Origin of the sequence: Micromonospora inaquosa (assembly GCF_003857055.1) — a bacterium.
Lineage (GTDB): Bacteria > Actinomycetota > Actinomycetes > Mycobacteriales > Micromonosporaceae > Micromonospora > Micromonospora inaquosa.
Genome location: NZ_QGSZ01000187.1, coordinates 42,192 through 62,868, shown reverse-complemented (window position 1 = coordinate 62,868; position 20,677 = coordinate 42,192). Strand labels below are relative to the sequence as shown.

The 20,677-nt window shown below is 70.9% G+C and carries 17 protein-coding genes; 12 read left to right on the top strand and 5 right to left on the bottom strand.

Features of this window, described 5'->3' with window-relative positions:
- Window positions 1-43 precede the first annotated feature (43 nt).
- Window positions 44-1,273 (bottom strand): PucR family transcriptional regulator, encoded by a 1,230-nt coding sequence (locus DLJ59_RS11780; RefSeq protein ID WP_124772540.1) that lies wholly within the window; start codon window positions 1,271-1,273, stop codon window positions 44-46.
- Between the two features lie 256 nt (window positions 1,274-1,529).
- On the opposite strand from DLJ59_RS11780, the gene DLJ59_RS11775 reads away from it, so the two are divergent.
- The 5 genes from DLJ59_RS11775 to DLJ59_RS11755 all read left to right on the top strand — a co-directional run bounded on the left by DLJ59_RS11775 (window position 1,530) and on the right by DLJ59_RS11755 (window position 7,868).
- On the top strand, window positions 1,530-2,447 hold the full coding sequence (locus tag DLJ59_RS11775; protein WP_124772539.1) for a dihydrodipicolinate synthase family protein: 918 nt from the start codon (window positions 1,530-1,532) through the stop codon (window positions 2,445-2,447).
- A gap of 178 nt (window positions 2,448-2,625) precedes the next feature.
- Entirely contained in the window at window positions 2,626-4,671 is a 2,046-nt protein-coding gene (locus DLJ59_RS11770) for a M6 family metalloprotease domain-containing protein (RefSeq protein WP_244235972.1), read from the top strand.
- An 85-nt stretch (window positions 4,672-4,756) separates the two neighbouring features.
- The gene (locus tag DLJ59_RS11765; protein ID WP_124772537.1) at window positions 4,757-5,191 is read left to right on the top strand and encodes a hypothetical protein; all 435 of its coding nucleotides are present in this window, start codon (window positions 4,757-4,759) and stop codon (window positions 5,189-5,191) included.
- Window positions 5,188-5,766, top strand: coding sequence for a TlpA family protein disulfide reductase (locus tag DLJ59_RS11760; protein WP_124772536.1), 579 nt, complete (start codon window positions 5,188-5,190; stop codon window positions 5,764-5,766). The genes DLJ59_RS11765 and DLJ59_RS11760 overlap by 4 nt, the downstream gene beginning before the upstream one ends.
- Window positions 5,767-5,972: 206 nt before the next feature.
- Window positions 5,973-7,868, top strand: a complete 1,896-nt coding sequence (locus DLJ59_RS11755; RefSeq protein ID WP_124772535.1) for a CocE/NonD family hydrolase — start codon at window positions 5,973-5,975, stop codon at window positions 7,866-7,868.
- A gap of 92 nt (window positions 7,869-7,960) precedes the next feature.
- Here DLJ59_RS11755 and DLJ59_RS11750 read toward each other — a convergent pair whose 3' ends face one another.
- Both DLJ59_RS11750 and DLJ59_RS11745 read right to left on the bottom strand, forming a co-directional pair.
- Window positions 7,961-8,404, bottom strand: a complete 444-nt coding sequence (locus DLJ59_RS11750; RefSeq protein ID WP_124772534.1) for a DUF4333 domain-containing protein — start codon at window positions 8,402-8,404, stop codon at window positions 7,961-7,963.
- A gap of 16 nt (window positions 8,405-8,420) precedes the next feature.
- Window positions 8,421-9,140, bottom strand: coding sequence for a hypothetical protein (locus DLJ59_RS11745; RefSeq protein WP_124772533.1), 720 nt, complete (start codon window positions 9,138-9,140; stop codon window positions 8,421-8,423).
- 232 nt (window positions 9,141-9,372) lie between these two features.
- On the opposite strand from DLJ59_RS11745, the gene DLJ59_RS36330 reads away from it, so the two are divergent.
- A complete protein-coding gene (locus DLJ59_RS36330) occupies window positions 9,373-9,669 on the top strand; it encodes a WXG100 family type VII secretion target (protein ID WP_158630826.1) in 297 nt (98 codons plus the stop codon).
- 89 nt (window positions 9,670-9,758) lie between these two features.
- Window positions 9,759-14,135 (top strand): FtsK/SpoIIIE domain-containing protein, encoded by a 4,377-nt coding sequence (locus tag DLJ59_RS11735; protein WP_124772531.1) that lies wholly within the window; start codon window positions 9,759-9,761, stop codon window positions 14,133-14,135.
- A gap of 160 nt (window positions 14,136-14,295) precedes the next feature.
- Here the strand turns inward: DLJ59_RS11735 and DLJ59_RS11730 are convergent, their stop codons facing one another.
- Window positions 14,296-14,934 (bottom strand): hypothetical protein, encoded by a 639-nt coding sequence (locus tag DLJ59_RS11730; protein WP_124772530.1) that lies wholly within the window; start codon window positions 14,932-14,934, stop codon window positions 14,296-14,298.
- A 20-nt stretch (window positions 14,935-14,954) separates the two neighbouring features.
- Window positions 14,955-15,254, bottom strand: coding sequence for a hypothetical protein (locus DLJ59_RS11725; protein WP_124772529.1), 300 nt, complete (start codon window positions 15,252-15,254; stop codon window positions 14,955-14,957).
- Window positions 15,255-15,454: 200 nt separating this feature from the next.
- Between DLJ59_RS11725 and DLJ59_RS11720 the strand changes: the two genes are divergently transcribed.
- The 5 genes from DLJ59_RS11720 to DLJ59_RS11700 all read left to right on the top strand — a co-directional run bounded on the left by DLJ59_RS11720 (window position 15,455) and on the right by DLJ59_RS11700 (window position 20,637).
- A complete protein-coding gene (locus tag DLJ59_RS11720) occupies window positions 15,455-17,293 on the top strand; it encodes a hypothetical protein (RefSeq protein ID WP_124772528.1) in 1,839 nt (612 codons plus the stop codon).
- Entirely contained in the window at window positions 17,293-17,823 is a 531-nt protein-coding gene (locus DLJ59_RS11715; RefSeq protein WP_244235975.1) for a type VII secretion system-associated protein, read from the top strand. The genes DLJ59_RS11720 and DLJ59_RS11715 overlap by 1 nt, the downstream gene beginning before the upstream one ends.
- Window position 17,824: 1 nt before the next feature.
- The gene (locus DLJ59_RS11710; protein ID WP_124772526.1) at window positions 17,825-19,162 is read left to right on the top strand and encodes a LysM peptidoglycan-binding domain-containing protein; all 1,338 of its coding nucleotides are present in this window, start codon (window positions 17,825-17,827) and stop codon (window positions 19,160-19,162) included.
- A gap of 253 nt (window positions 19,163-19,415) precedes the next feature.
- Complete coding sequence (locus DLJ59_RS11705) at window positions 19,416-19,889, top strand: sigma-70 family RNA polymerase sigma factor (RefSeq protein ID WP_244235974.1); 474 nt, start codon at window positions 19,416-19,418, stop codon at window positions 19,887-19,889.
- 22 nt (window positions 19,890-19,911) lie between these two features.
- A complete protein-coding gene (locus tag DLJ59_RS11700; RefSeq protein ID WP_124772525.1) occupies window positions 19,912-20,637 on the top strand; it encodes an anti-sigma factor in 726 nt (241 codons plus the stop codon).
- Window positions 20,638-20,677 lie beyond the last annotated feature (40 nt).

Here is a 20,677-nt window from a genome sequence, read left to right as displayed (position 1 = left end):
CGTCCGCCCAGCTGCTCACGGGCACCACTGTCGGGCGGCGGCGTCACGGCGTGCGGTAATGGCCGGTGAGCCGCCCGAGCTTCATGGCCAGGTGCAGGCACAGCCGTTCGTTGCCGTCCTTGAGGTCGGTGCCGGCGAGCTGTTCCACCCGTTGCAGCCGGTAGTAGAGGGTGGTCCGGTGCAGTCGAAGCTTCTCGGCGGTCGCGTGCGCGTTGCCCGCCAGGTCGAGGTAGGCCTCGAGGGTCTCCAGCAGCACCTGGTGGGCGTCGTCGCGCAGCAGGCGCTCCAACCCGGGATGGACGCCCGCGACGTCCAGGTGCTGGCTGTCCAACTGCGACAGCACCCGGTAGATGCCCAGCCCGGCCCAGGAGATCACCCGGCCAAGCGCGGGCAGTTGCGTACCGACCCGGGCCGCCTGCGCGGCCTCCTGATAGGACGCGACAGCGCTGGACAGCTCGGCGCGGGGCTGGCCGATCCCGGTCACGGTCCGGTCCACCGAGGCCAGGCCCCGGGTCGCGGTGCTCAGCGCCGCGTCCAGGTGCCCGGCGGACGCCTCCGGCGTGGGGCGCCCGGCGATCCGGTCGCCGCAGACCAGCAGCACCCCGTGGTCGTGCCAGACCAGGTGCAGCGTCTCCCGCACACCGATCCACCGGCGGGTCGTGACCAGGGCCTGTTCCAGAGCGATCCGGGCCACCTCGTCGGGCTGCCGCCCGCCGGCCGGCACGAGCTGCGCGACGAGCGCGACGGTCGACCCGTCGGCGGCCACCACGCCCTCATCCAGTAGCGCCCGCGCCGCGTGCTCCCGCGCCTGCCGGCCCTCCACCAGTAGGGTGCGGGTCGCCTCGGTCTCCCGCTGCGAGGCGAGCTCACCGAGCAGGTTCTCCCGGTAGAGGGCCAGCGACAGGTCGGCGAAGGCACCGGCCGCGGTGGCGATGTCGGCGTCGGTCATCGAACCGTCCGCGTCGATGAACCAGACGAACCCGAGCAGCAGGTCGTCGTGCCGGATCGGCACGCAGACCCGCGCCAGCAGGTCCAGCTCGACACAGGCGGGGGTACGGATCGGGGCGCGCGCCGTGAGCACGCCCCTGTCCCGGAACCAGGCGATCACCTCGGGCGTCGTCTGCCGGCGCAGGATCGACATCCGGCGTACGTCGTCCATCGGGCCGTCGTGCTCGCTGTAGGCGACCACCCTCTGCCGCCGGTCCTCGATGAGGGCGGGCCGCCCCACCCGGGCGGCGACGGCGTCGACGATTCGCTGGAGCTCACCGTGCATGTATCTCCCCTGGTTGCGCGGCGTGACAGGGATCGCGCGACCGCCAGTCCTTACCCTCGGGTGTGGGTGGGTCGTTGCGCAAGGTCCACTGTCGAAGTCGCGACATAAGGACGGACGACAACGCGACTGTTTCGGCATCTGTCCGAAGACCGGGAGCGACAGACGTTCCTAAGGTTCCGGTACCGATCGCACCGGTGCCCCGGGGCACCGGTGCGATCGGGATGACGGGCGTTGCCGGCGGGGAGGGGATTTCCGAGTGGGAACTGGTAGGCCCTGGCGGGGCGTGCTGGTCGCCGTCACCACACCGTTCCGCGCCGACCTCTCTGTCGACTTCGACCAACTCCAGGAACACGTCAGTTGGCTCGCCGCCGAGGGATGCCACGGGGTCGCGCCGTGCGCGTCGATGGGGGAGTACCGGGCCCTCTCCGACGACGAGCGGGCCGCCGTGGTGAAGGCGACGGTGCAGGCCGCGCCGTCCGGCTGCGCGGTGGTGCCCGGCGTCGGCGGCTACGGCAGCCGGCAGGCCCGCCGTTGGGCGGAGCAGGCCGCCGAGGCCGGCGCCCACGGCGTGCTCGCGCGGCCACCCGACGGGCCCGTCGCCCGCCCCGCTGATGTGGTCGCCCACTACCGGGAGGTGGCGGCGGTCGGCCTGCCGGTGGTCGCCCACAACGACCCGTACGACGCCCGGCTGGACCTCACGCCGGACCTGCTGGCGACCATCGCCGAGATCGACGGGATCGTCGCGGTCAAGGAGGTCTCCGGCGACGTACGCAGGTTGCATCGCCTGCGGGACCTCTGCCCGCACGTCGACGTGCTGGTCGGCGCCGACGACGTGGTGCTCGAACTGGTGCTGTGCGGCGCCACCGGATGGGTCGCCACCCTGCCCAACGCGCTGCCCCGCGAGGCCGTGCGCCTGTACGAGCTGTGCGTCGCCCGCGACCTGGGCCGGGCCCTGCCGCTCTACGCCGAGCTGCACCCGATCCTCGGCTGGGCCTCCCGGCCGGAAGCCGTGCAGGCCGTCAAGCTCGCCATGGAGTGCGCCGGGCGGTTCGGTGGGCGGTGCCGCCCACCGCGCGGACCCCTGTCCGGCACTGCCGTGGACGAGGTGCGCCGGGATGTGCTGCGGGCCCTCGCGGCCACGGCCGATCCGGCTTCCGGGACCGGCCCTGGCTGATCTTCCGGCGGGCGGCGGTCCTTCAGGTGTCGGAAGTCGCCGCCCCACCTGCCGACATCTGCACGGTGACCGGCACCGCTCCGCCCTCCTAGATTCGCTGCGCGGCCTGCTGACAGATGTTCCGGGAAACCCCCACCGGGACGTCGGCGCCGCGTTTCCCCCGACGAGAGGTGGTTCCGTGCACCGTGCTACCCCCCACCGAACCCGGCTGAGGCGGGCCGTACTGGCCGCAGCCGTGGTGACCACGCTGGTGGCGACCGGGGCGGCGCAGGCCGCCGCGGCCCCGGCCAACCCGGCCGGCGGCACCGCGCCGTTCCAGGTCCTCGACCCGCAGGCCTGGCAGAACCCGGACACGATGACCTGGAACGACTACAAGGCCGTGCCCGGCAAGAACTGGGCCGACCCGAGCGTGTCGGGCTCGGTCCGCAACTTCAAGATCGCGCTGGTGGCGCTCGACTATCCCGACGAGACGTTCGCGGTCTCCCAGCGGGCCCGCTCGACGGTGTTCGGCAACCCCCAGTCCGTCGCGACAAACATTCCCCGGGCGGACGTGCCGAAGTTCTATCAGGACTTCCTGAACACCCCGAACACCCTGAACAAGGGCCACACCCTGCACGAATACTGGATGCAGGACTCCAACGGTCGCTACGGCGTCGACCTCACCGGGTTCGGGCCGTACCAGATGCCGGCCAAGTCCTACCAGTACGGGCTGGACAACGGGTTCAACCCGGGCGCCTGCCCGAGCGGGGACGTGTGCGGCAAGAACATCCGCACCGACGGCCTGGGCGCCTGGCGGGCGGCGGTCGGCGAGGAGGTCGCCAACCAGTACGAGTTGGTGTTCATCCTCAGCGCCGGCCAGGACGAGTCATCGACCTGGCAGGAGTTCGGGCAGATGATCTTCCAGAACAAGGAGGACGTGCCGGACGCCTGGGGCCCGCCGGACCCCAACCTGCCGAACTGGGCGAAGACCCGCTACGTGGACTGGACCTCGTGGAAGGCGGCGGCGACACTGTGGCCGAACGCCGGCGGCGGCTCCTCAACGCAGGGGGAGAGCTCCGGCATGGGCGTCTACGCCCACGAGTTGACCCACCTGCTGGGCATCGGCGACAACTACAACAACCCGTACGGCGAGCCGCTGCGCAGGGCGTACACCGGGATCTGGAGCATGATGTCGCGCGGGTCGTTCAACGGCCCCGGGGGTCCGCACACCCGCTGGCAGATCCCGCCGACCAACGGTGGCTCGATGGGCTCGCTGCACACCGTGCGGGACAAGCTCAAGATCGGCCTGCTCGGCGAGGAGCACGTGCTGCGGCTGTCACGGGAGTCACTGGCCTCCTCGGGTCTGGTGGTCGCGCAGGTCACGGCGAGGGCGGTCGACGCCGGCCCGAAGGGTCTGAGCGGCGTGAACATCGCGTTGAACAAGGACCTGTCGCCGACCTGTGGGGTCAGCACCGACCCGCTCTGCGACGGTGGCAACTTCAACAACTACACCGTCGAGGTCGTCGACCGGATGGGCGCGGACTCCTTCACCCCGGACAGCGGCGTGCTGCTGAGCAAGACGAAGAACGCCGACAGCGCACCGTTCCAGTGGGTGGTGGACGCCAACCCGCAGGACATCGACATGATCGACTTCTACCGGCCCGACGGCACCCCGCAGAAGATCACCATGGGTGACTACCGGCAGCTCTCCGACGCGTTGTTCCACGCCGGCGCGGACACCGGCAGCCAGTACGAGTACGTCGATGAGGCCAACCGGCTGCACTTCTACATCATCGACCTCAAGCGGGACTCGTCCGGCTCGCTCTCCTACACCGTGGCGGTCCGTTCCCTGGACGGCACCGGCGGGCCGAGCAGCCACGGCGTGCTGCTGGGCAAGGGCGACGTCACCGGCGGCGGCAAGCCGACCAACCGCGGGGTGACCTGCTCGTTCGAGCTGACCAACACCGGTTCGTACTCGGCCGGCGGGCAGCAGCACCCGGAGAACGTCAGCGCGTACCTGAAGTCGGACGTCTACCGCCTGTCGGCGGAGGTGGCCGGCAAGGGCTGGCGGACCTGGCTGCCCAACCAGCTCGCCACCGCGCAGTTCGGCAAGGCCACCACGGTCAAGGTGTCCGTGGGTGCCACCGCCACCGCTGCGGACACCGGTTTCGTGAAGCTCACCGCGACCTCGGAGAGCGACCCGACGAAGACGGTGACCAAGCAATGCCGGGTCGAGAAGTCCTGACCCGCGCCCGAGGTTGACCCCGTTCCTGTCGGGTCCGCGGCGGACTGCCGCCGTGGACCCGACAGGCGGGCGGAAGGAGGATGACGTGCGGCGAAGCATCATGACTCTGCTGCCCCTGCTGCTTGCCGGCGCGACCGGCTGCGGCGCCGTCGGCGCCACCCAGGAGGCGGTCTCCCCGACGACCGTCCGGGTCCTGGTTCGCGACATCAACATCAGGGCCGCGGGCGTGGACTGCGCCGGCACCGGTCCGTACACCCACTTCCACAACCGGGCGCCGTACCGCGTACTCGACCCGGACGGGGCGGCGCTGGTCAGTGGGCAGTTGCCGGCGGGAACCGCGGTGGCCGCCTTCGCCGAGGATCTGGGCGTCGAGCGCCTGCCCACCTACTGCGAGTTCGCCGTTCCGGTGCGCGTGCCGCAGCGGGCCTCCTACCGGCTGGAGGTGGACGGCCGACCGGCGCTCGACCTGACGTCGGACAGCAGCGAGGGCCCGGCGCTGGTGGCGGTGGTCCCGTCATGAGAAAGGCACTCCTGCCGCTGTTGCTGGCGGCGGCACTGCTGGGCGGATGCAGCACGCCCGAGCCCGAGCCCTCGCCGGCGCCCGCCGGAGGGGCGGCGGCGCTGCCCGGGCCGGTCCCCGCCGACCTGGCGCTGCGCCCGGCGCCCGGCACCGCCCCGGCCGCCCCGGCGTTCACCGGCGCGCTGACCGACGGCACGCCGTTCGCCGCCGCCGACCTGTGGGCGCAGCGTCCCGTCGTCTTCACCTTCTTCAACTCCTGGTGCACCACCTGCGCCAGTCGCCAGGCCGCCCTCAGCGAACTCGCTCGCAGCTATCGGGACCGGGTGGTCTTCGTCGGTGTGGCCGGCGCGGACCAGGCCGACGAGGTCCAGGACTACCTGCGCACGCACCGGGTGGAGTATCCGGTCGTCCTAGACGACCAGCAGACCATCTGGCGTTCGTACGCGGTGCGGGAGCCGCCCGCCGTCGTGCTGGTGGCCAAGGGTGGCGCCCTGCTGCGCGGCTGGCCGGGTGGCCTGGACGCCCCAACACTCGACCAGCGGCTGCGGGAACTGGTGCTGGCCGGCCAACCGTAGCCCCGTCACCCAGGCACCTCGGTGCGACGCCGACCCGGCACCGGTCGGCGTCGCACCGAGGTCTTCCCGTGCCCGGCGCCCGGCTGGCCGCCGGACGACTGACGCACCCCGTCGAACCGCACCCGGCGAAGTTCCTACACGTGCAGGTGGTGACACCGGCCGCCGGCTCGTAGCGTACGCAGCCTCGGACACATCAAGGAGAGTGCATGGCTACAGTGGGAACGCGTTGGCGCACGGGCGTGGCCGTATTGTCGGCGACAGTGCTCGCCGCGCTCGGCGTGGCGCCGCAGGCGCAGGCGGCGGACACCCCGCCGTCGATCGTCGTCCAGGACGGCGTCACCCAGCCGGTGTTCGGCTACGCCGACGCCATCCGGGAACGCCTCTTCATCGACTCCACCTTCGACAGCGACAACGACGGTCTGCGCGACATCATCGCGTTCGACCTGATGCGGCCGGCGGCCACCGCGCAGGGGCTCAAGGCCCCCGTCGTGATGGACGCCAGCCCCTACTACTCGACGGTCTGCCGGGGCAACGAGTCCGAGTGCAAGGCGGACCTCGACGGCGACGGGCTGCTCGACAAGTGGCCGCTGTTCTACGACAACTACTTCGTGCCGCGCGGCTACGCGGTCATCCTGCTGGACATGGTCGGCACCAACAACTCCACCGGCTGCCCGACCACCAACGCCAACCAGGACAACCTGAGCGCGAAGCAGGCCATCAACTGGCTCAACGGTCGGGCCACCGCCCGCAACGCCGCCGGTGAGATCGTCAAGGCGGACTGGCACAACGGCAAGACGGGGATGATCGGCAAGTCGTACGACGGCTCGCTGGCCATGGCCACCGCGGTGACCGGTGTGAAGGGCCTGACCACTGTCGTGCCCATCAGCGGGCCGACCGAGTACTACGACTACGTGCGCAGCAACGGCGTGATCACCCGCGGCAACAGTTACGTGTCGTCGCTGGCCAACACGGTCACCAACCCGGAGCGTCGGGACTACTGCAAGCCGGTACGCGACGCGATAGGCGTCGCCGACGGCGACGAGCACGGCGACTACACGTCCTTCTGGAACGAGCGAAGCTACGTCAAGAAGGTCCCCAACGTCACCGCCAGCGTGCTGCTCTACCACGGCCTCAACGACGACAACGTCCGGCCGGACCACTTCAGCAAGTTCTGGTACGCCCTGGCGGAGAACAACGTGCCGCGCAAGCTGTGGCTGTCGCAGGAGGGGCACGTCGACCCGTTCGACTCGCGCCGCGCGGTGTGGGTGTCGACGCTGCACCGGTGGTTCGACTTCTGGCTGCAGGGCGTCGCCAACGGCATCATGGACGAGCCGCGGGTGGACCTGGAGCGGTCCGCCGACGTGTGGGAAACCCACGCCGACTGGCCGATCCCGGGCAAGGCCGACACCGAGGTGTTCCTCCAGCCCGGCACCACCGGCGCGGGCGGTCTCGGGTTGGTGCCCACCGCGAAGCCGGCGACCGGGGCGTTCCAGGACAGCCGCACGCAGAGCCAGAACACCATGATCCTCAACCCGGACGTGGTGCAGCCCAACCGGCTGGCCTTCCTCTCCGAGCCGCTCTCCGCGCCGTTGCACATCTCCGGCACGCCCACCGTGCAACTGCGGGCCTCCGCCGACCAGACCGACACCAACCTCGGGGCCATCCTGGTCGACTACGGCACCGACGAGCGGGTCGCGCACCGGGCCTCCGGCGAGGGAATCATCACCCTGACCACTGAGGACTGTTGGGGCCAGAGCAGCCCGACCGACGACGGCTGCTACAAGCAGACGGCGAAACGAGTGGCCACGGCCGACTACGAGCTGGTCACCAAGGGCATCATGGACGCCCAGAACCGGCAGTCGATCCGCGTCGCCGTGCCGCTGGTGCCGGGGGAGTCGTACAACTTCAGCTTCCCGCTGCTGCCCGAGGACTATGTCTTCAAGCCCGGCCACCGGATCGGTGTGATCATCGTGGCCAGCTACCCGCAGTACTCCAGCCAGGCGGACACCACCGCCGCGAACCTGCAGGTCGCGCTGAAGAGCAGCAACATCGTCCTACCTGTGGTCGGCGGCACCGCCGCCGCACACGCCGCCGGCCTCTGACCGGCTGATCGCCGGGCCGCCCAGCCCGTCTCATGACCGGGCGGCCCGGCGATCAACTCTCCGTGGCGGTGCGTCGATCACCGCCTCGTATCTCAGTGCGGGCGACTGACCTCGAACCGGCCGTCGGAGGACACCACCGTGACGGTGATGGTCCTCGGCACGCCGGCGACCTGAGCGGAGCAGGAGAAACGGCTGCCCACCGTGACCGCGCGGCCCGGCGGGCAGGCGACAAGGTCCGCGTCGAGTTGGTAGTCGTCGCGCAGCACCGACAGCACCCCCTGTTGCAGCGCCGCCGTGTCGAAGACCTTCCGGTTGAGAAATCCCGGCCAGAGCAGTCCGAGTACGGCCACCAGTGTCGCCACGGCCACGACCGGCCCGGCCACGGCGATCACGGCTTTGCGGGAGACGCGCCGCCGACGCCCGACGGGGGTGTTCGGCCCCGTGGAATCCGGCCCCCACTGCGCCGGTGGCGCCGGTGCCCAACGCGGGGCGGGCGTCGGAAAGTCGCCGTCGGCTCCCGCGTACGGGTTGGTCATCGTCGTCTCCTCGGGCTCAGCGGGTGGCGGCTGTGGTGGTCGTGCCCACCACCTCGGGCAGAGGCGCGGTTCGCTCACCGGTCGGGCTGATCGCGAACCAGGTGCCACCGACCCCCTGACCGCTGATGTCGCCCGGCTCGGCGTCCTTGGCGAACAGGTAGACGGGCCAGCCGCCGATGGTCACCTGGCAGGTGCCGTCGGCTCGCTCCACGTAACCGACCAGCTTCGGGTCGATCCCGCTCGGGTAGATCTGCCCCGCTGACTTCACGAGCAGCGGCGGCCACGCCTTCGCGCAGTCACCGTTGCAGTTCGACGTCGGCGGCTTGGCCGTGTCCTTGTCGAACCGGTACAGCGTCCGGCCCTGCCCGTCGGCGACGTACATGTCAATGTCGGCGGACGCGGTGCCGTTCAGCTGGATGACGGTGCTGCCCCGCCCCGTATCGGGCGCGGGGGAGAGCGGGACGTCGGAGGGGCCGCTGTAGATCCGTACGCGACCCTGGGTCTTCGCCACCGTCGGCTCTGCGAGCGGGGTCGCCGGAGCGTCGATGACCTCCGGCGGCGTGCCGCTCTCGGGGGTCGAACTCGGGGTCGCCTGCGCCGCCGTGGGGGCCGCCACGGTGGGTGCCGACACGGTGGCCGGCGCAGCCGCCCCGGTCACCTCCTCTGCACACGCGGCCAGGGCCGCCAGGCTGGCCAATGCGATCGCGGTCCGCGCGATCCGGCTGTGCACAAGCATCTCTGCTCCACCTCATGTTCGGAGGACCGCGCCGGTACGCGCGATCCGACACCCACACGACGTGGTCGGCAAAGTGGTTCACCGTCGAGGCCGGCGGGCTGCGCCGTCACGACGTGGAACTTTCACTGAACCGTTCTGGCCCACGGTCCGTGTGGGGGACGACATCGGCGAGAGGCGGCCCAGAACCGACCACCTCAAAGCCGGCGAGATCGAACACACGAGGGAGCGGAACATGGCCACGTACCACATCGTCAGCGAGGACATCGAGGAGTCCTCGACCTGGCTGAAGCAGAACATGCAGACGCTGCTGGACGGGATGAACCAGGCCAAGAGCAAGATCGACACGCTGATCCAGGGTGGCTACAACACCCCGGCCGCCCAGCAGAAGTTCGGCCCGTACTTCGACGAGTACAAGGGCAGCGTCGACCAGACGCTGAACGGCATGGAGGGCATCAGCCAGTACCTCTCGCAGGTCAGCACCGCGTTCTCCGAGACGGACAACCAGACCGGGGCAAGCCTCGGCCGCTGAACGACCGGACAGGCCCGGGGCCGCGCGGTGAGGAATCACCACGCGGCCTCGACCGCTTTTCCGACGGACCATCCGACCAGGAGAACCTCGTGCGCCTGCAGCTCACCGTTGCGGATCCGTCCACCGCCGTCATCGAATACCAGGTCGAGGCGGCCCCCGACACCACCGTCGGGGAACTCGCCGAGGCGCTCGCCGCGCGTCGGCCGGAGCCCGCCGACACACCACCGACGATCTTCGTCGCCGGTGCGCCGCTGGACCCACGACTGACCCTCGCCGAAGCCCCACTGTGCCGGGGCACGGTGCTCGGTCTGGACCGGCCGGTGCCCGAGGCACCCGCGCAACCGCGAGGGCTGGTGGAGGTGCGGGTGGTCAGCGGCACCGACGCCGGTGCGGTCTATCAGCTCGACCTCGGTGAGCACGCCATCGGCGCCGCCAGCGCCAGCCGGGTCCGCCTCAGCGACCCCTCGCTCGCCCCCGTCGTGGCGTCAATCCGGGTCGCCCCGGACGGCGCGTGTCGCGTTCAACCGGCCAGCCCCGGCCTCCTGCTCGACCGGGTCGAGCTCGACGATGAACAGGTGTGGAACTCCGGCGGACAACTCGCCGCCGGCTCCTCCCTGTTGGAGCTGCGCATTCCGGTCCGGGCGGAGGCCGCACTGCAGATCTCCGAGGATCGCACCGCCCTGGACTACAACCGTCCACCTCGGTTGCTCCCGGAGGCCCGCACCACCCAGTTCACACTTCCCACGCCACCGTCGCCGCCGGAACGGCGGCCACTCGTGCTGATCACGGTGCTGGCCCCGCTGGTGGTCTCTGGAGCCGCGTACCTCATCACCGGCAACCCGCTGACTCTGCTCTTCGCCATCCTGTCGCCGGTGGCGCTGATCGTCGGTCAGATCAGCTCCCGCCGCCAGGGCAAGGCCAGCCACCGCACCCGACTCGCCGAGTACGAGGCGAAGCGGGCACGGATCAACGCCGAGGCGCAGACGGCGCTGGCTGACGAGCGGCTGGCCCGGCGGAACAACTTCCCCGACCCCGCCGCCGTACGGCTGATAGCTGGGGGACCTGAACGCCGCCTCTGGGAACGCCGCCGCACCGACCCCGACTTCCTCGAACTGCGGACCGGCAGCGCCGACCTCCCGTCCGAGGTGGTGCTCCGGGATCCGAGCCAGGACGAGCACCGACGGGAGGTCCGGTGGAGCGCCCTCGACGTGCCGGCGACCGTGCCGGTGCGCAAGCACGGTGTGGTCGGCATCGCCGGCGGCGCCGTCGCCCGGGTCACGGCCCGGTGGATGGTCGCCCAGGCAGCCACCCTGCACAGCCCCGAGGACCTGCAGATCTACCTGCTCGCCGGTGCGGGCGACGAGGAGGGCTGGTCGTGGGTCGGTTGGCTGCCGCACGTGGCGCCACGTGACGGCCAGGACACTCTCGCCACCGTCGGTACCGACACCCAGACCGTGGCCCGGCGCGTGGCCGAACTGGTCGCCGTGATCTCCGCCCGCGCTGCCGAGCGGACCGATGGGGCGTTCCGCGACATCCTCGTGGTGCTCGACGGGGCACGCCGGCTGCGGTCCCTGCCCGGCGTGACGCAGGTCCTGCGGGAAGGACCCGCGGTCGGGGTGCACGCGATCTGCGTCGACGCGGAGGAGAAGCTGCTGCCGGAGGAGTGCCAGGCCGTGGTCGCGGAGCAGGCCGACGGGTCACTGCTGGTGACCCGGACGCTCGCCGCGCCGATCCCCGGGGTGCACCCGGACCTGCTCTCGACGCAGTGGCTGCGGACGGTGGCGCGTGCCCTCGCGCCGCTGCGCGACACCGGCGGCACGGACGACGGGGCCGTCCTGCCGGACGCGAGTCGGCTGCTCGACGTGCTCGGCATGGAACCGCCGGAGTCGGACGCCGTCGCGGCCAGGTGGACCACCGGCGGCCGGACCACCGAGGCAGTGCTCGGCATCTCGCTGGACGGGCCCTTCGCCCTGGACCTCAAGCGCGACGGACCGCACGCCCTGGTCGCCGGCACCACCGGCTCCGGCAAGTCGGAGCTGTTGCAGACCCTGGTCGCCTCGCTCGCCGTCGCCAACCGACCGGACGCGATGACGTTCGTGCTGGTGGACTACAAGGGCGGCAGCGCGTTCAAGGACTGCGTCCGGCTGCCACACACCGTCGGCATGGTCACCGACCTCGACACCCACCTGGTGGGTCGGGCGCTGACCTCGCTCACTGCCGAGTTGAAGCGGCGCGAGCACATCCTCGCCGAGGCGGGCGCGAAGGACATCGACGACTACGTCGACCTGCTGCGCCGCGAGCCGACCCGCACATCGATGCCTCGACTGTTGATCGTGATCGACGAGTTCGCGTCGATGATCCGCGACCTGCCGGACTTCGTGACCGGGCTTGTCAACATCGCACAGCGGGGACGATCGCTTGGCATCCACCTGGTGCTGGCCACGCAGCGTCCGGGCGGGGTGGTGTCGCCCGAGATCCGGGCGAACACCAACCTGCGGATCGCCCTGCGGGTGACCGACACCAGCGAGAGCCAGGACGTGCTCAACGCCCCCGACGCCGCCTCGATCCTGAAGTCGACGCCGGGCCGGGCCTTCGTACGCCTCGCTCAATCGTCGCTGGTGCCGTTCCAGGCCGGGCGGGTCGGCGGCTTCCGTCCGGGCGCTCAGACCGAAGTCCGGCAGGCTCCCTGGGTCACGCCCGTCTCCTGGAAGGATCTGGGTCGGTCCAGACCCAACCGTCCCGGTGTGAAGGCCGCGCCATCGGCCGAACTCACCGACCTCGCTGTGCTGGTGGAGGCCGTCCGAGGTGCCAGTGAGCAGCTCGCCATCGAGCCGCCGCACAGCCCGTGGCTACCGGCGCTACCGGACACGCTGACCGTCGACGCGCTTCCCGCGCCGCGCGGCAGCGGCTACCACCTGCCCTCGGTGGCGTACGGCCTGGTCGACCTGCCGGCCCAGCAGGAGCAGGCACCGTTGGAGCTGGACCTGGGAACGCTGGGGCACCTGCACGTCATCGGCTCGTCGCGAAGCGGTCGTTCGCAGGCGTTGCGGACGATCGCTGGCACCATGGTGGGCGCGCACTCGGCCGCCGACGTCCATCTTTACGGCGTCGACTGTGGCAACGGGGCGCTGCTCGCCCTCACCGAGCTGCCGCACTGCGGTGCGGTGGTGCAGCGTACCGAGGCCGAACGGCTCGCTCGCCTGTTCACCCGCCTCGTCGCGGAGCTGGGACGCCGACAGCAGTTGCTCGCCTCCACTGGCTCGGCCGGGCTGGTGGAGTACCGCGCTGCGGCGGCCGAGGCCGACCGGCCGCCGCACATCCTGCTGCTGCTCGACCGGTTCGAGGTCTTCGACAAGACGTTCGCCGACTACGACAACGGCACCGTGATGGCCGCCCTGCTGACCCTGCTACGCGAGGGTGCCGGCGCCGGGATCCACGTGGTGATGGCCGGCGACCGGAGCATGTTCACCACCCGGATCTCGTCGACGACGGACGACAAGCTGGTGCTCCGACTCACCGAACGCAGCGACTACAGCATGGTCGGCATCAACTACCGGCAGTTGCCGGATGAGATCGGCACGGGCCGGGCGATCCGGGCGGTCGACGGCGCGGAGGCGCAGATCGCCCTGCTCACCCAGGACACCTCCGGGCAGGGCCAGGCTCGCGCGCTCGCCGCGATCGCGGAGACGGCGCGGCTGCGGGACGCCGGGGTCGCCGCCGCCACCCGTCCGTTCCGGATCGACGTGTTGCCGGACGAGCTGACCCTGGCGCAGGCGAGCGCCCTGGCCCGGCCGGCCAACCCGCTCTGGACGATGCTGGGGGTCGGCGGGGACGAGCTCTCGGCCATCGGGCCGGATCTCGCGACCAACCCTTCCTTCATCCTGGCGGGGCCACCTCGGTCGGGGCGGAGCACGGCCCTGTTGACGATGGTCGCGGGTCTGTTGGAGCGGGGGACGCCCGTGGTGATCGCGGCGCCCCGCCGATCGCCGCTGCGTGACCTGGCTGGGGTGCCCGGGGTGCTCGACCTGGTGACGAGCGAGAACTTCACCTCCGCCGGGCTCGCGGCGGCCCTCGCCGCGCGCGACGGACCCGCCGTGGTCGTCCTCGACGATGCGGAGCAGCTGCTCAAGTGCGATGCCGGCAGCGATCTCGGTGAGATCGCCCGGGTCGGGGCGGAGAAGGGCCTCGGGTTGATCATGGGTGGTTCCATCGACGGTCTCACCGGCGGATTCGGCGGCTGGCACGTCGACGCCCGCCGCAACCGGCAGGGTGCGTTGCTCAGCCCGCAGGGACTGGGCGACGGTGAGCTGATCGGCGTCAAGCTGTCCCGCAGCCAGCTCGGCGGCGGGCGGCCGGGCCGGCTGCTCGCCCACTTCGGCGACGGCCGGCTGCATCTGGTGCAGGTGCCCCGGACCGAACCGACCGCGTTGCGGGAGCTGCTGGCCGGGGCCAGCGACGCCGGATAGGCGCGACCGCGACGACGGGGTCCGGCCCCGGATCGGGGCCGGACTCGACCGTGTCCAGCCCCGCCGGTACGGCGACGCCCCGCCGACGTACGGGTACCGAAACGACGTTGGGGGGACACCCCCCAACGGTGTCCCCCCAACGCGGGTCGGCAGCTACCCCCTAGCTGCCGACCTCCCCCGGGGAGACCGCCAGCGGCGTGAGCGCGGCGGCCTCACCCTCATCCGAGAAGGTCAGTGTCGCGGTGATCGTGGCGAAGAGCTCGAAGATCTCCTCCGCCTCCGCGAGATTTGGGCTCGAACCGGTCACCACCAACACGTTCGCCGTTCCCGGCAGTGGTACGACCGTGTGCATCACGGCGCAGCGCATGCTGGCGCCTTCCTGGGTGACGTTCTGGATGCCGTGCACCCGGCCGACGGTGCCGATCGCGGGAATCTGGGCGGTGCTCACCCGACGCCAGGTGCCGTCGGCGTGTGCGGGCTGCGCCACCGCGGTCAAGGCCCCGATGATGTCGCCGGTGGCGGGCGGGGTGACCACGGAGAGCAGCATCGTGGCGATGAGCGCGCCGTCCTCGTACACCTGGAATGTGCCGGTGGCGTGCACCGCGCCCACGTTGCGGGCCTGGCGCACCGACCGGCGTAGCTGCTCGGCGTACTGTCCCGCCTGCTCCTCGGTGAACCCACTCTCGCGGGCCCGCGTCCACACCTCGTCCGCGACGCGGTTCTCGCTCGCATCGTCGGCGACCGAGAAGTCGACCCAGTCCTGCGGTGTACGAAGCTCGAATCCGATCGGGACAGCCACTGCCGTGCTTCCTCCGCTGGTCAACTCGTCGCTCCGTCCGACTCGAGCGCGGCTACCGTCTGGTCGTCCGTCTCCCGAAACGCGTCGGCTACCGCCTTCGCGGCGTCGCGGACCCCTTCGAGGTCCTTGGCCACGACGTACCGTCCGTCACCCCAGCGCTTCTCGAACTCGCGTGCGGCCGCTTCCAACTCGTGCTGCCCCAGCGTGTCGACGACCGGACCCATCGACCTGACCGATGAGCCGTCCATCAGCTCCTTGGTGCGCTGCAACAGGTCATGCACTCGCTCCAGCTCCGCGCCGGGTACGTCGATGACGCTCATGCCGCCACCTCGGCGTCGAGCCCGCTCCGCTTGCCCATCCCCGCTCCTCCCCGGTCCGGCCAATGACTCCGCGCCGTACACACGGCCGGCCGGTCGGATCGGTTCAGTCCGGCTGAACCGTTTCCACGCTCGCTACGTGTGCGAGTCGGCTCACGGCGTTGGCCGGAGCGGGAGCGGTCGGTGCGATGGGGAGGTTGGTCATGACGCGTCCGGGAGACGCCGAATGGTCGGTGTTGCAGGTGGACTCCGACCCGGTACCCGGTGATCCGGAGTCCTTCGACGAGATCACGCGGGCGTACCAAGAGCTGTCCACGACCACCCGGGAGGCGCATGACCTGCTCGCCGCCGGTGGCCAGGTCCACCTTGGTCAGGGCAGGGCGATGGAGGCATTCCGTGATCTGATCGGCAAGCTGCCCGGGCGGCTGGATCAGATGGCGAACTCCTATGCCGCGGCGGCGGACGCGTACCTGCGGTACCTGCCGTCGTTGGAGGAGGCGCAGACGATGTCGCTGCGCGCCCTCGACCAGGCCCGGCAGGCCTCCGGCGACCAGACCGCGGCGCAGGCGGCGCTCGCCTCGGCGCAGGCGGCGGTCGCCGCGCTGGGCGCCGACCCGGCGGCGGAGCAGGCCGCGAAGGACAGGGCCAATGACGACGACGCCGCCGCACAGAACCGTGCCGCCGACGCGCAGCAGGCGCTCGACCAGGCGAAGGCGCTGTTGGGCCAGGCGACGGCATTGCGTGATCAGGCTGCCCGGACGGCGGCGCAGACGCTGCGGGGGTTGGCGGAGGATGCTCCCCAGCGGTCGCTCTGGGAGAAGATCGTCGAGGCGTTCCAGGCGTTCATCGACTTCCTCCGCAGCACAGTCATCCAGTGGATCACCGCGATCCTGGACGTGCTCTCGGTGATCGCCTCGTTCATCTTCCCTCCGCTGGGTCAGGCGCTCGGCCTGCTCGCCGGTGCGATCGACCTCGCGGCGGCGGCCGCCAGCGGGGATCCCGCCGCGATCGGGTTGGCCGCTGGAGGTCTGGCGCTCGGTCTGGTGCCGGGCGGACGGCTCGTCGGCCGGATCATCAAGATCGCCGGTAAGGGTGGCAACAAGCTGCCCGGTACGGTCTCGGACGGGATCAAAAACAGCACCAGGGGGATTGGCCGCCCTCCGGGTGGCACCCGAACCGTGGAGAAGGCCCCGGCGCCAGGGGCGGGGATCGACACAGCCGTCACCACCGTCGGCCTCGGCAAGACCGTCAAGGGCGCGTTCACGTCGGTCAACAACAAGATCGACGATCTGCGCTTCACCGCTGAACGGAAGATCGTCAACGCGAAGCGTGACAGGGATCCCACACTCCAGGTCGGGGTGACCGACAGCGGCCGCCTCAAGACCTTCCACGTCGAGGACGTCACGTCCGTCCCGTTGAAAGACAGCAACGGCAAGCAGATCGGCGTCATCTTCCCCAGCACATCGACCGACGTCGAGCACTTCAGCGACTGGGGGCGGCAGCATGGCAATCTCGCCACCGGTAAGAACCTGGACGGCTCGGGGGTACGCCCGAACGACAAGATCATCCGGAAACTGCCTGGCGAGGAGTCCACCCTCGTCGGCAACGAGTACGTGCCGGCTCCCTGGTACGGGCTGAAGAGCGACCCGATTTTCGTCTTCGCGCACGGCAGCCCGGACAGCGCCGCCGTGACCCTGACGAACGGCAAGGTGGTGGACGTCCGCGGCGACACCATGGCCAGAATCCTGAGCAACGACACCACCTTCAAGGCCGCCGCGGGCGCCAACCCGAAAAGCACGATCGCCATGATCTCCTGCAACTTCGCCAACGAGGCTGGCGACGCCGGCCAGAAGTTCGCGGACACCATGCGGGACCTCGGCAACAGACGGCCCATCTTCGCGGCGACCGAGACCGTGAAGGTGACCCGAGGCGTGGATTTCGACGGACGGTTCACCAGTCCCGGCGAGACCATTGCGACCCTGGCGGTCGACAACATGGGCGAGTTCAAGAGGATCAAACCGACGCGGAAGGAGGCGTCGTGATGGACGATGCCGACGTGCAACGTAACTGGATGCTGCTGCTGGACAGCGACGACGACCTCGACGAGGAGTCGCCGGAGGTCCCCCCGGTGGAGACGATCGTCGGCGGCTGGCTGGTCGAGGACGACGGGACCGCTGGGCGCTTCGAGGCCAATCCGCTGTACCAGCCGCGTAACGCCGACTCACCCACGAGCCCGGTGGACGCGGCGGCGAAGCTCGTCGCCACCGACCGGGCTGACGTCAGCCTGGTGCTGCGGGCGCTGCGGGACAGCCTGGTGGCCGTGGCGCTCGACGAGGCGGGCGAGGTGACCGTGGCGTCCGCCCCGGACGGGGTGGCCTGCGTGGTGGTCGCCTCCAGCGGCCTCGACCAGGCGCGCGTCGACGCGCCACAGTGGCGGCAGGTCGATCTGACCGAGCTGGTGCGGCTGATCCCGGAGGGCCTCGACGTGCTGGTCAACCCTGGCGGTCCACGGTCCATGCGCCTGTTGGCGGACGCCCTGCGCGAATCGGTCGACGCCGACGGAGCCGAGTGAGATGTCCGTGACCAGGGCGTACGCCGGGTGCCGGAGCGCCGGCGCGGGAGTGCTGCTGGCGGTGGTGGCCGCTCTGGTCCTGTCGGTCCCCGGCCGGGCCGACGCCGTAGAGCCGTCGGTGCCGTACTGGGTGGTGCCCGGGCAACCGGGCGCGGAGAGCGACATGACGCTGCCCGGGGTCGCCGACCGGGTGCTCGGCGACAGCCGGCGCTGGCCGGAGATCCTCGAGCTCAACCAGGGACGTACCCAGCCGGACGGGGGCATCCTCACGGATCCGGCCCAGCCGATCCCCGCCGGTTGGGTCCTCGTCCTCCCCGAGGGCGCGACCTCCGGCGAGATCCGCGTCGGTCCGCCGCCGTCGGCCGGGCCGAACGAGGGCCAGCAGCCGCAGGTTCCGCCTGTCGAACGACCGCGGGCGGGACAGTCGGCAGCGGCGCCCGCGGCTCCTCCGGTCGACGACGGCGAGACACTCGGGCTCCGAGCGGTCACGGCGACGATGCTCGGCATCGGCGCGGTGCTCCTGGCGGCCGTCGTACCGGTGCTGATCCGGCGGGCCCGCCGCCGCGCGGCCGAGCCGGCCCGACCGGCGCCGGGTTCACGGCAGGTGTTGGACCGCGCCTTGCGGCAGATCGCCGCACAGGCGTCCCAACCCCAGGTGTACGCGGCGATGGTCGGTGCGGACCGGGTGTCGCTGCGGCTGGCGCCAGCACTACCGGACCCGCCGCCCCCGTGGCGGGCACGGGAACAGGGTGCGATCTGGGAAGCGCCGAGCTGGGACCTCGACCAGAACGTCGCTGGTGGTGATGGCGAGCTGCCGCTACTCGCCACCGTCGGCACGGTCGGAGGTGAACTGACAGTCGTCAACCTGGGACGCGCACCCGGCATCATCGCCCTCACCGGGGAGCCGGCGGTCACGCGGCGCCTGGCGGGTGCCTTCCTCGACGAGATCAGCCGGTACGCGGCCCCGTCGGTGGCGATCACCGTGGTCGGCCCGCCACCTCCGCCCTGGCCGATTCCAGAGCGGGTTCGGGTGGTCGTCGACGTGCGTACCGTGCTGGGGTTGCCCGGCGACGACGCGCAGCACGCTCACGGGGCCTTGACGCTTCGCGACCACCTGGTGGTGATCACCGCCCCGCTCCCGCCCGATAAGTGGGAACGGATCGGTGCGGTGGCGGAGGCCTCCGACGGTACGGCGGCCGTGGTGGTCGTTGGCGACGCGCCGAACACCGTCTGGCGGTTCGAGAGCGAGGCCAACGGCGCCCTCGACGTCGGGGTGCTCGGCCTGCACCTCGACCGCCCCACCTCGCGCGGCCGGCTCATCCCGGTCCTCGGTGGTTGACCTCCTTTGTGCACCCGCCCCCGTCGCGTTGCCCGGACGGAGATGAGGCCGCCGCGCCGATCGGCCGAAAGCGCGAAAGTTCACCCACGTGAGCATAGGAACACATTCGTTCCCGATTGCCGGTATTCGGAAGTACGGCAGGCATCCTGGTTACCCGGGTGCACCGGCGGCGACGCCGGTGCGAGGGCAACGGAGGATGGTACGTATGGCGGGTTTGAGGCCCGATCGTCGGCGCGAGGTAGCAGACGAGGCCCTGATCCGATCCCTGTACGAGGAACACGGCCGGGCGATGCTCGCGTACGCGACGCAACTGACCCGCGATCGGGCCATTGCCGAGGACATCGTCCAGGAGGCGCTGGTGCGCGCCTGGCGCCATCCGGACAGTCTCGTCAACGGCAAGGGATCGGTGCGGGGGTGGCTGCTCACCGTGGTACGTAACCTCATCACCGATGCGGTGCGCGCGCGCATGGCGCGACCGTCCGAGGTGCCGGAAAGCCCGACGGACGTCGCGATCGAGCGGGACCACGCCGACCAGGTGGTCAATTCGATGGTGGTGATGGACGCCCTCAACCGCCTCTCGCAGGAGCATCGCGAGGTCCTGGAGCAGGTATATCTACTCGGGAGTACAGTCGCGGAGGCCGCGAAGGCGTTGGGTGTCCCGCCGGGAACGGTCAAGTCACGCTCCTACTACGCACTCCGGGCGCTACGCGACATCGCTGGGCGCTGAACCGGGTGGAACGGTCTGCCTAATGAAATCGGACAGCTTGATGCCGGCCGGTGACCACGTGGACATCGGCGGCTATCTGACGGGCGAGCTCGACCAGGAGCAGCTCCGGCAGGCGGAGGAGCACCTGGCGGGTTGTGCGGAGTGCCGTAGCGAGGTCGAGTCGCTCCAGGGGTGGAAAAACGCCCTGGAGGCCGTACCCGAGGCGATGCTGCTCGACGGCCCACCGGAAGGCGGTGACCTGCTGTTGCAGCGCACCCTGCGTCAGGTTCGCAGCGAATCGTCCGGGCGTCGCCAGCGCCGCCTGGCAATCATGAGCGCTGCCGCAGTGGTGGCTCTCGCCGCCGCGGCCTCCGGCGGCGTCCTGCTGGGCCGCACGACCACTGACACACCCGAGACAGGTGCCCTGCCCGCCCCGTCGACCGCGGTGACCGCCGCGAACCCGGCTACCCGCCAGGCCAGCACGACCGACCCGGGCACGGGTGCCCGGCTCACCGTCGCGTTGACCCCGGCAGCGGGCTGGGTGCGGGTCAACGCAGCAGTGTCCGGCATCCCTCAGGGCGAGCGCTGTCGCCTGCTGGTCGTCGGCGAGGGCGGCAGCACGGTACTGGCGGGCAGTTGGTTGGTGTCCGACGAAGGGTCGGCCAACGGCACCACACTCGACGGCAGTGCCCTGATCGACCCCGCCACGGTCAGCGGTGTCCGCGTGGAGAACACCGACGGCAAGGCGTACGCCACCGTGCGGCTGTAGCCGGACGGTGGCGGGTGGCACGGTGCGCGGTCACGGATCA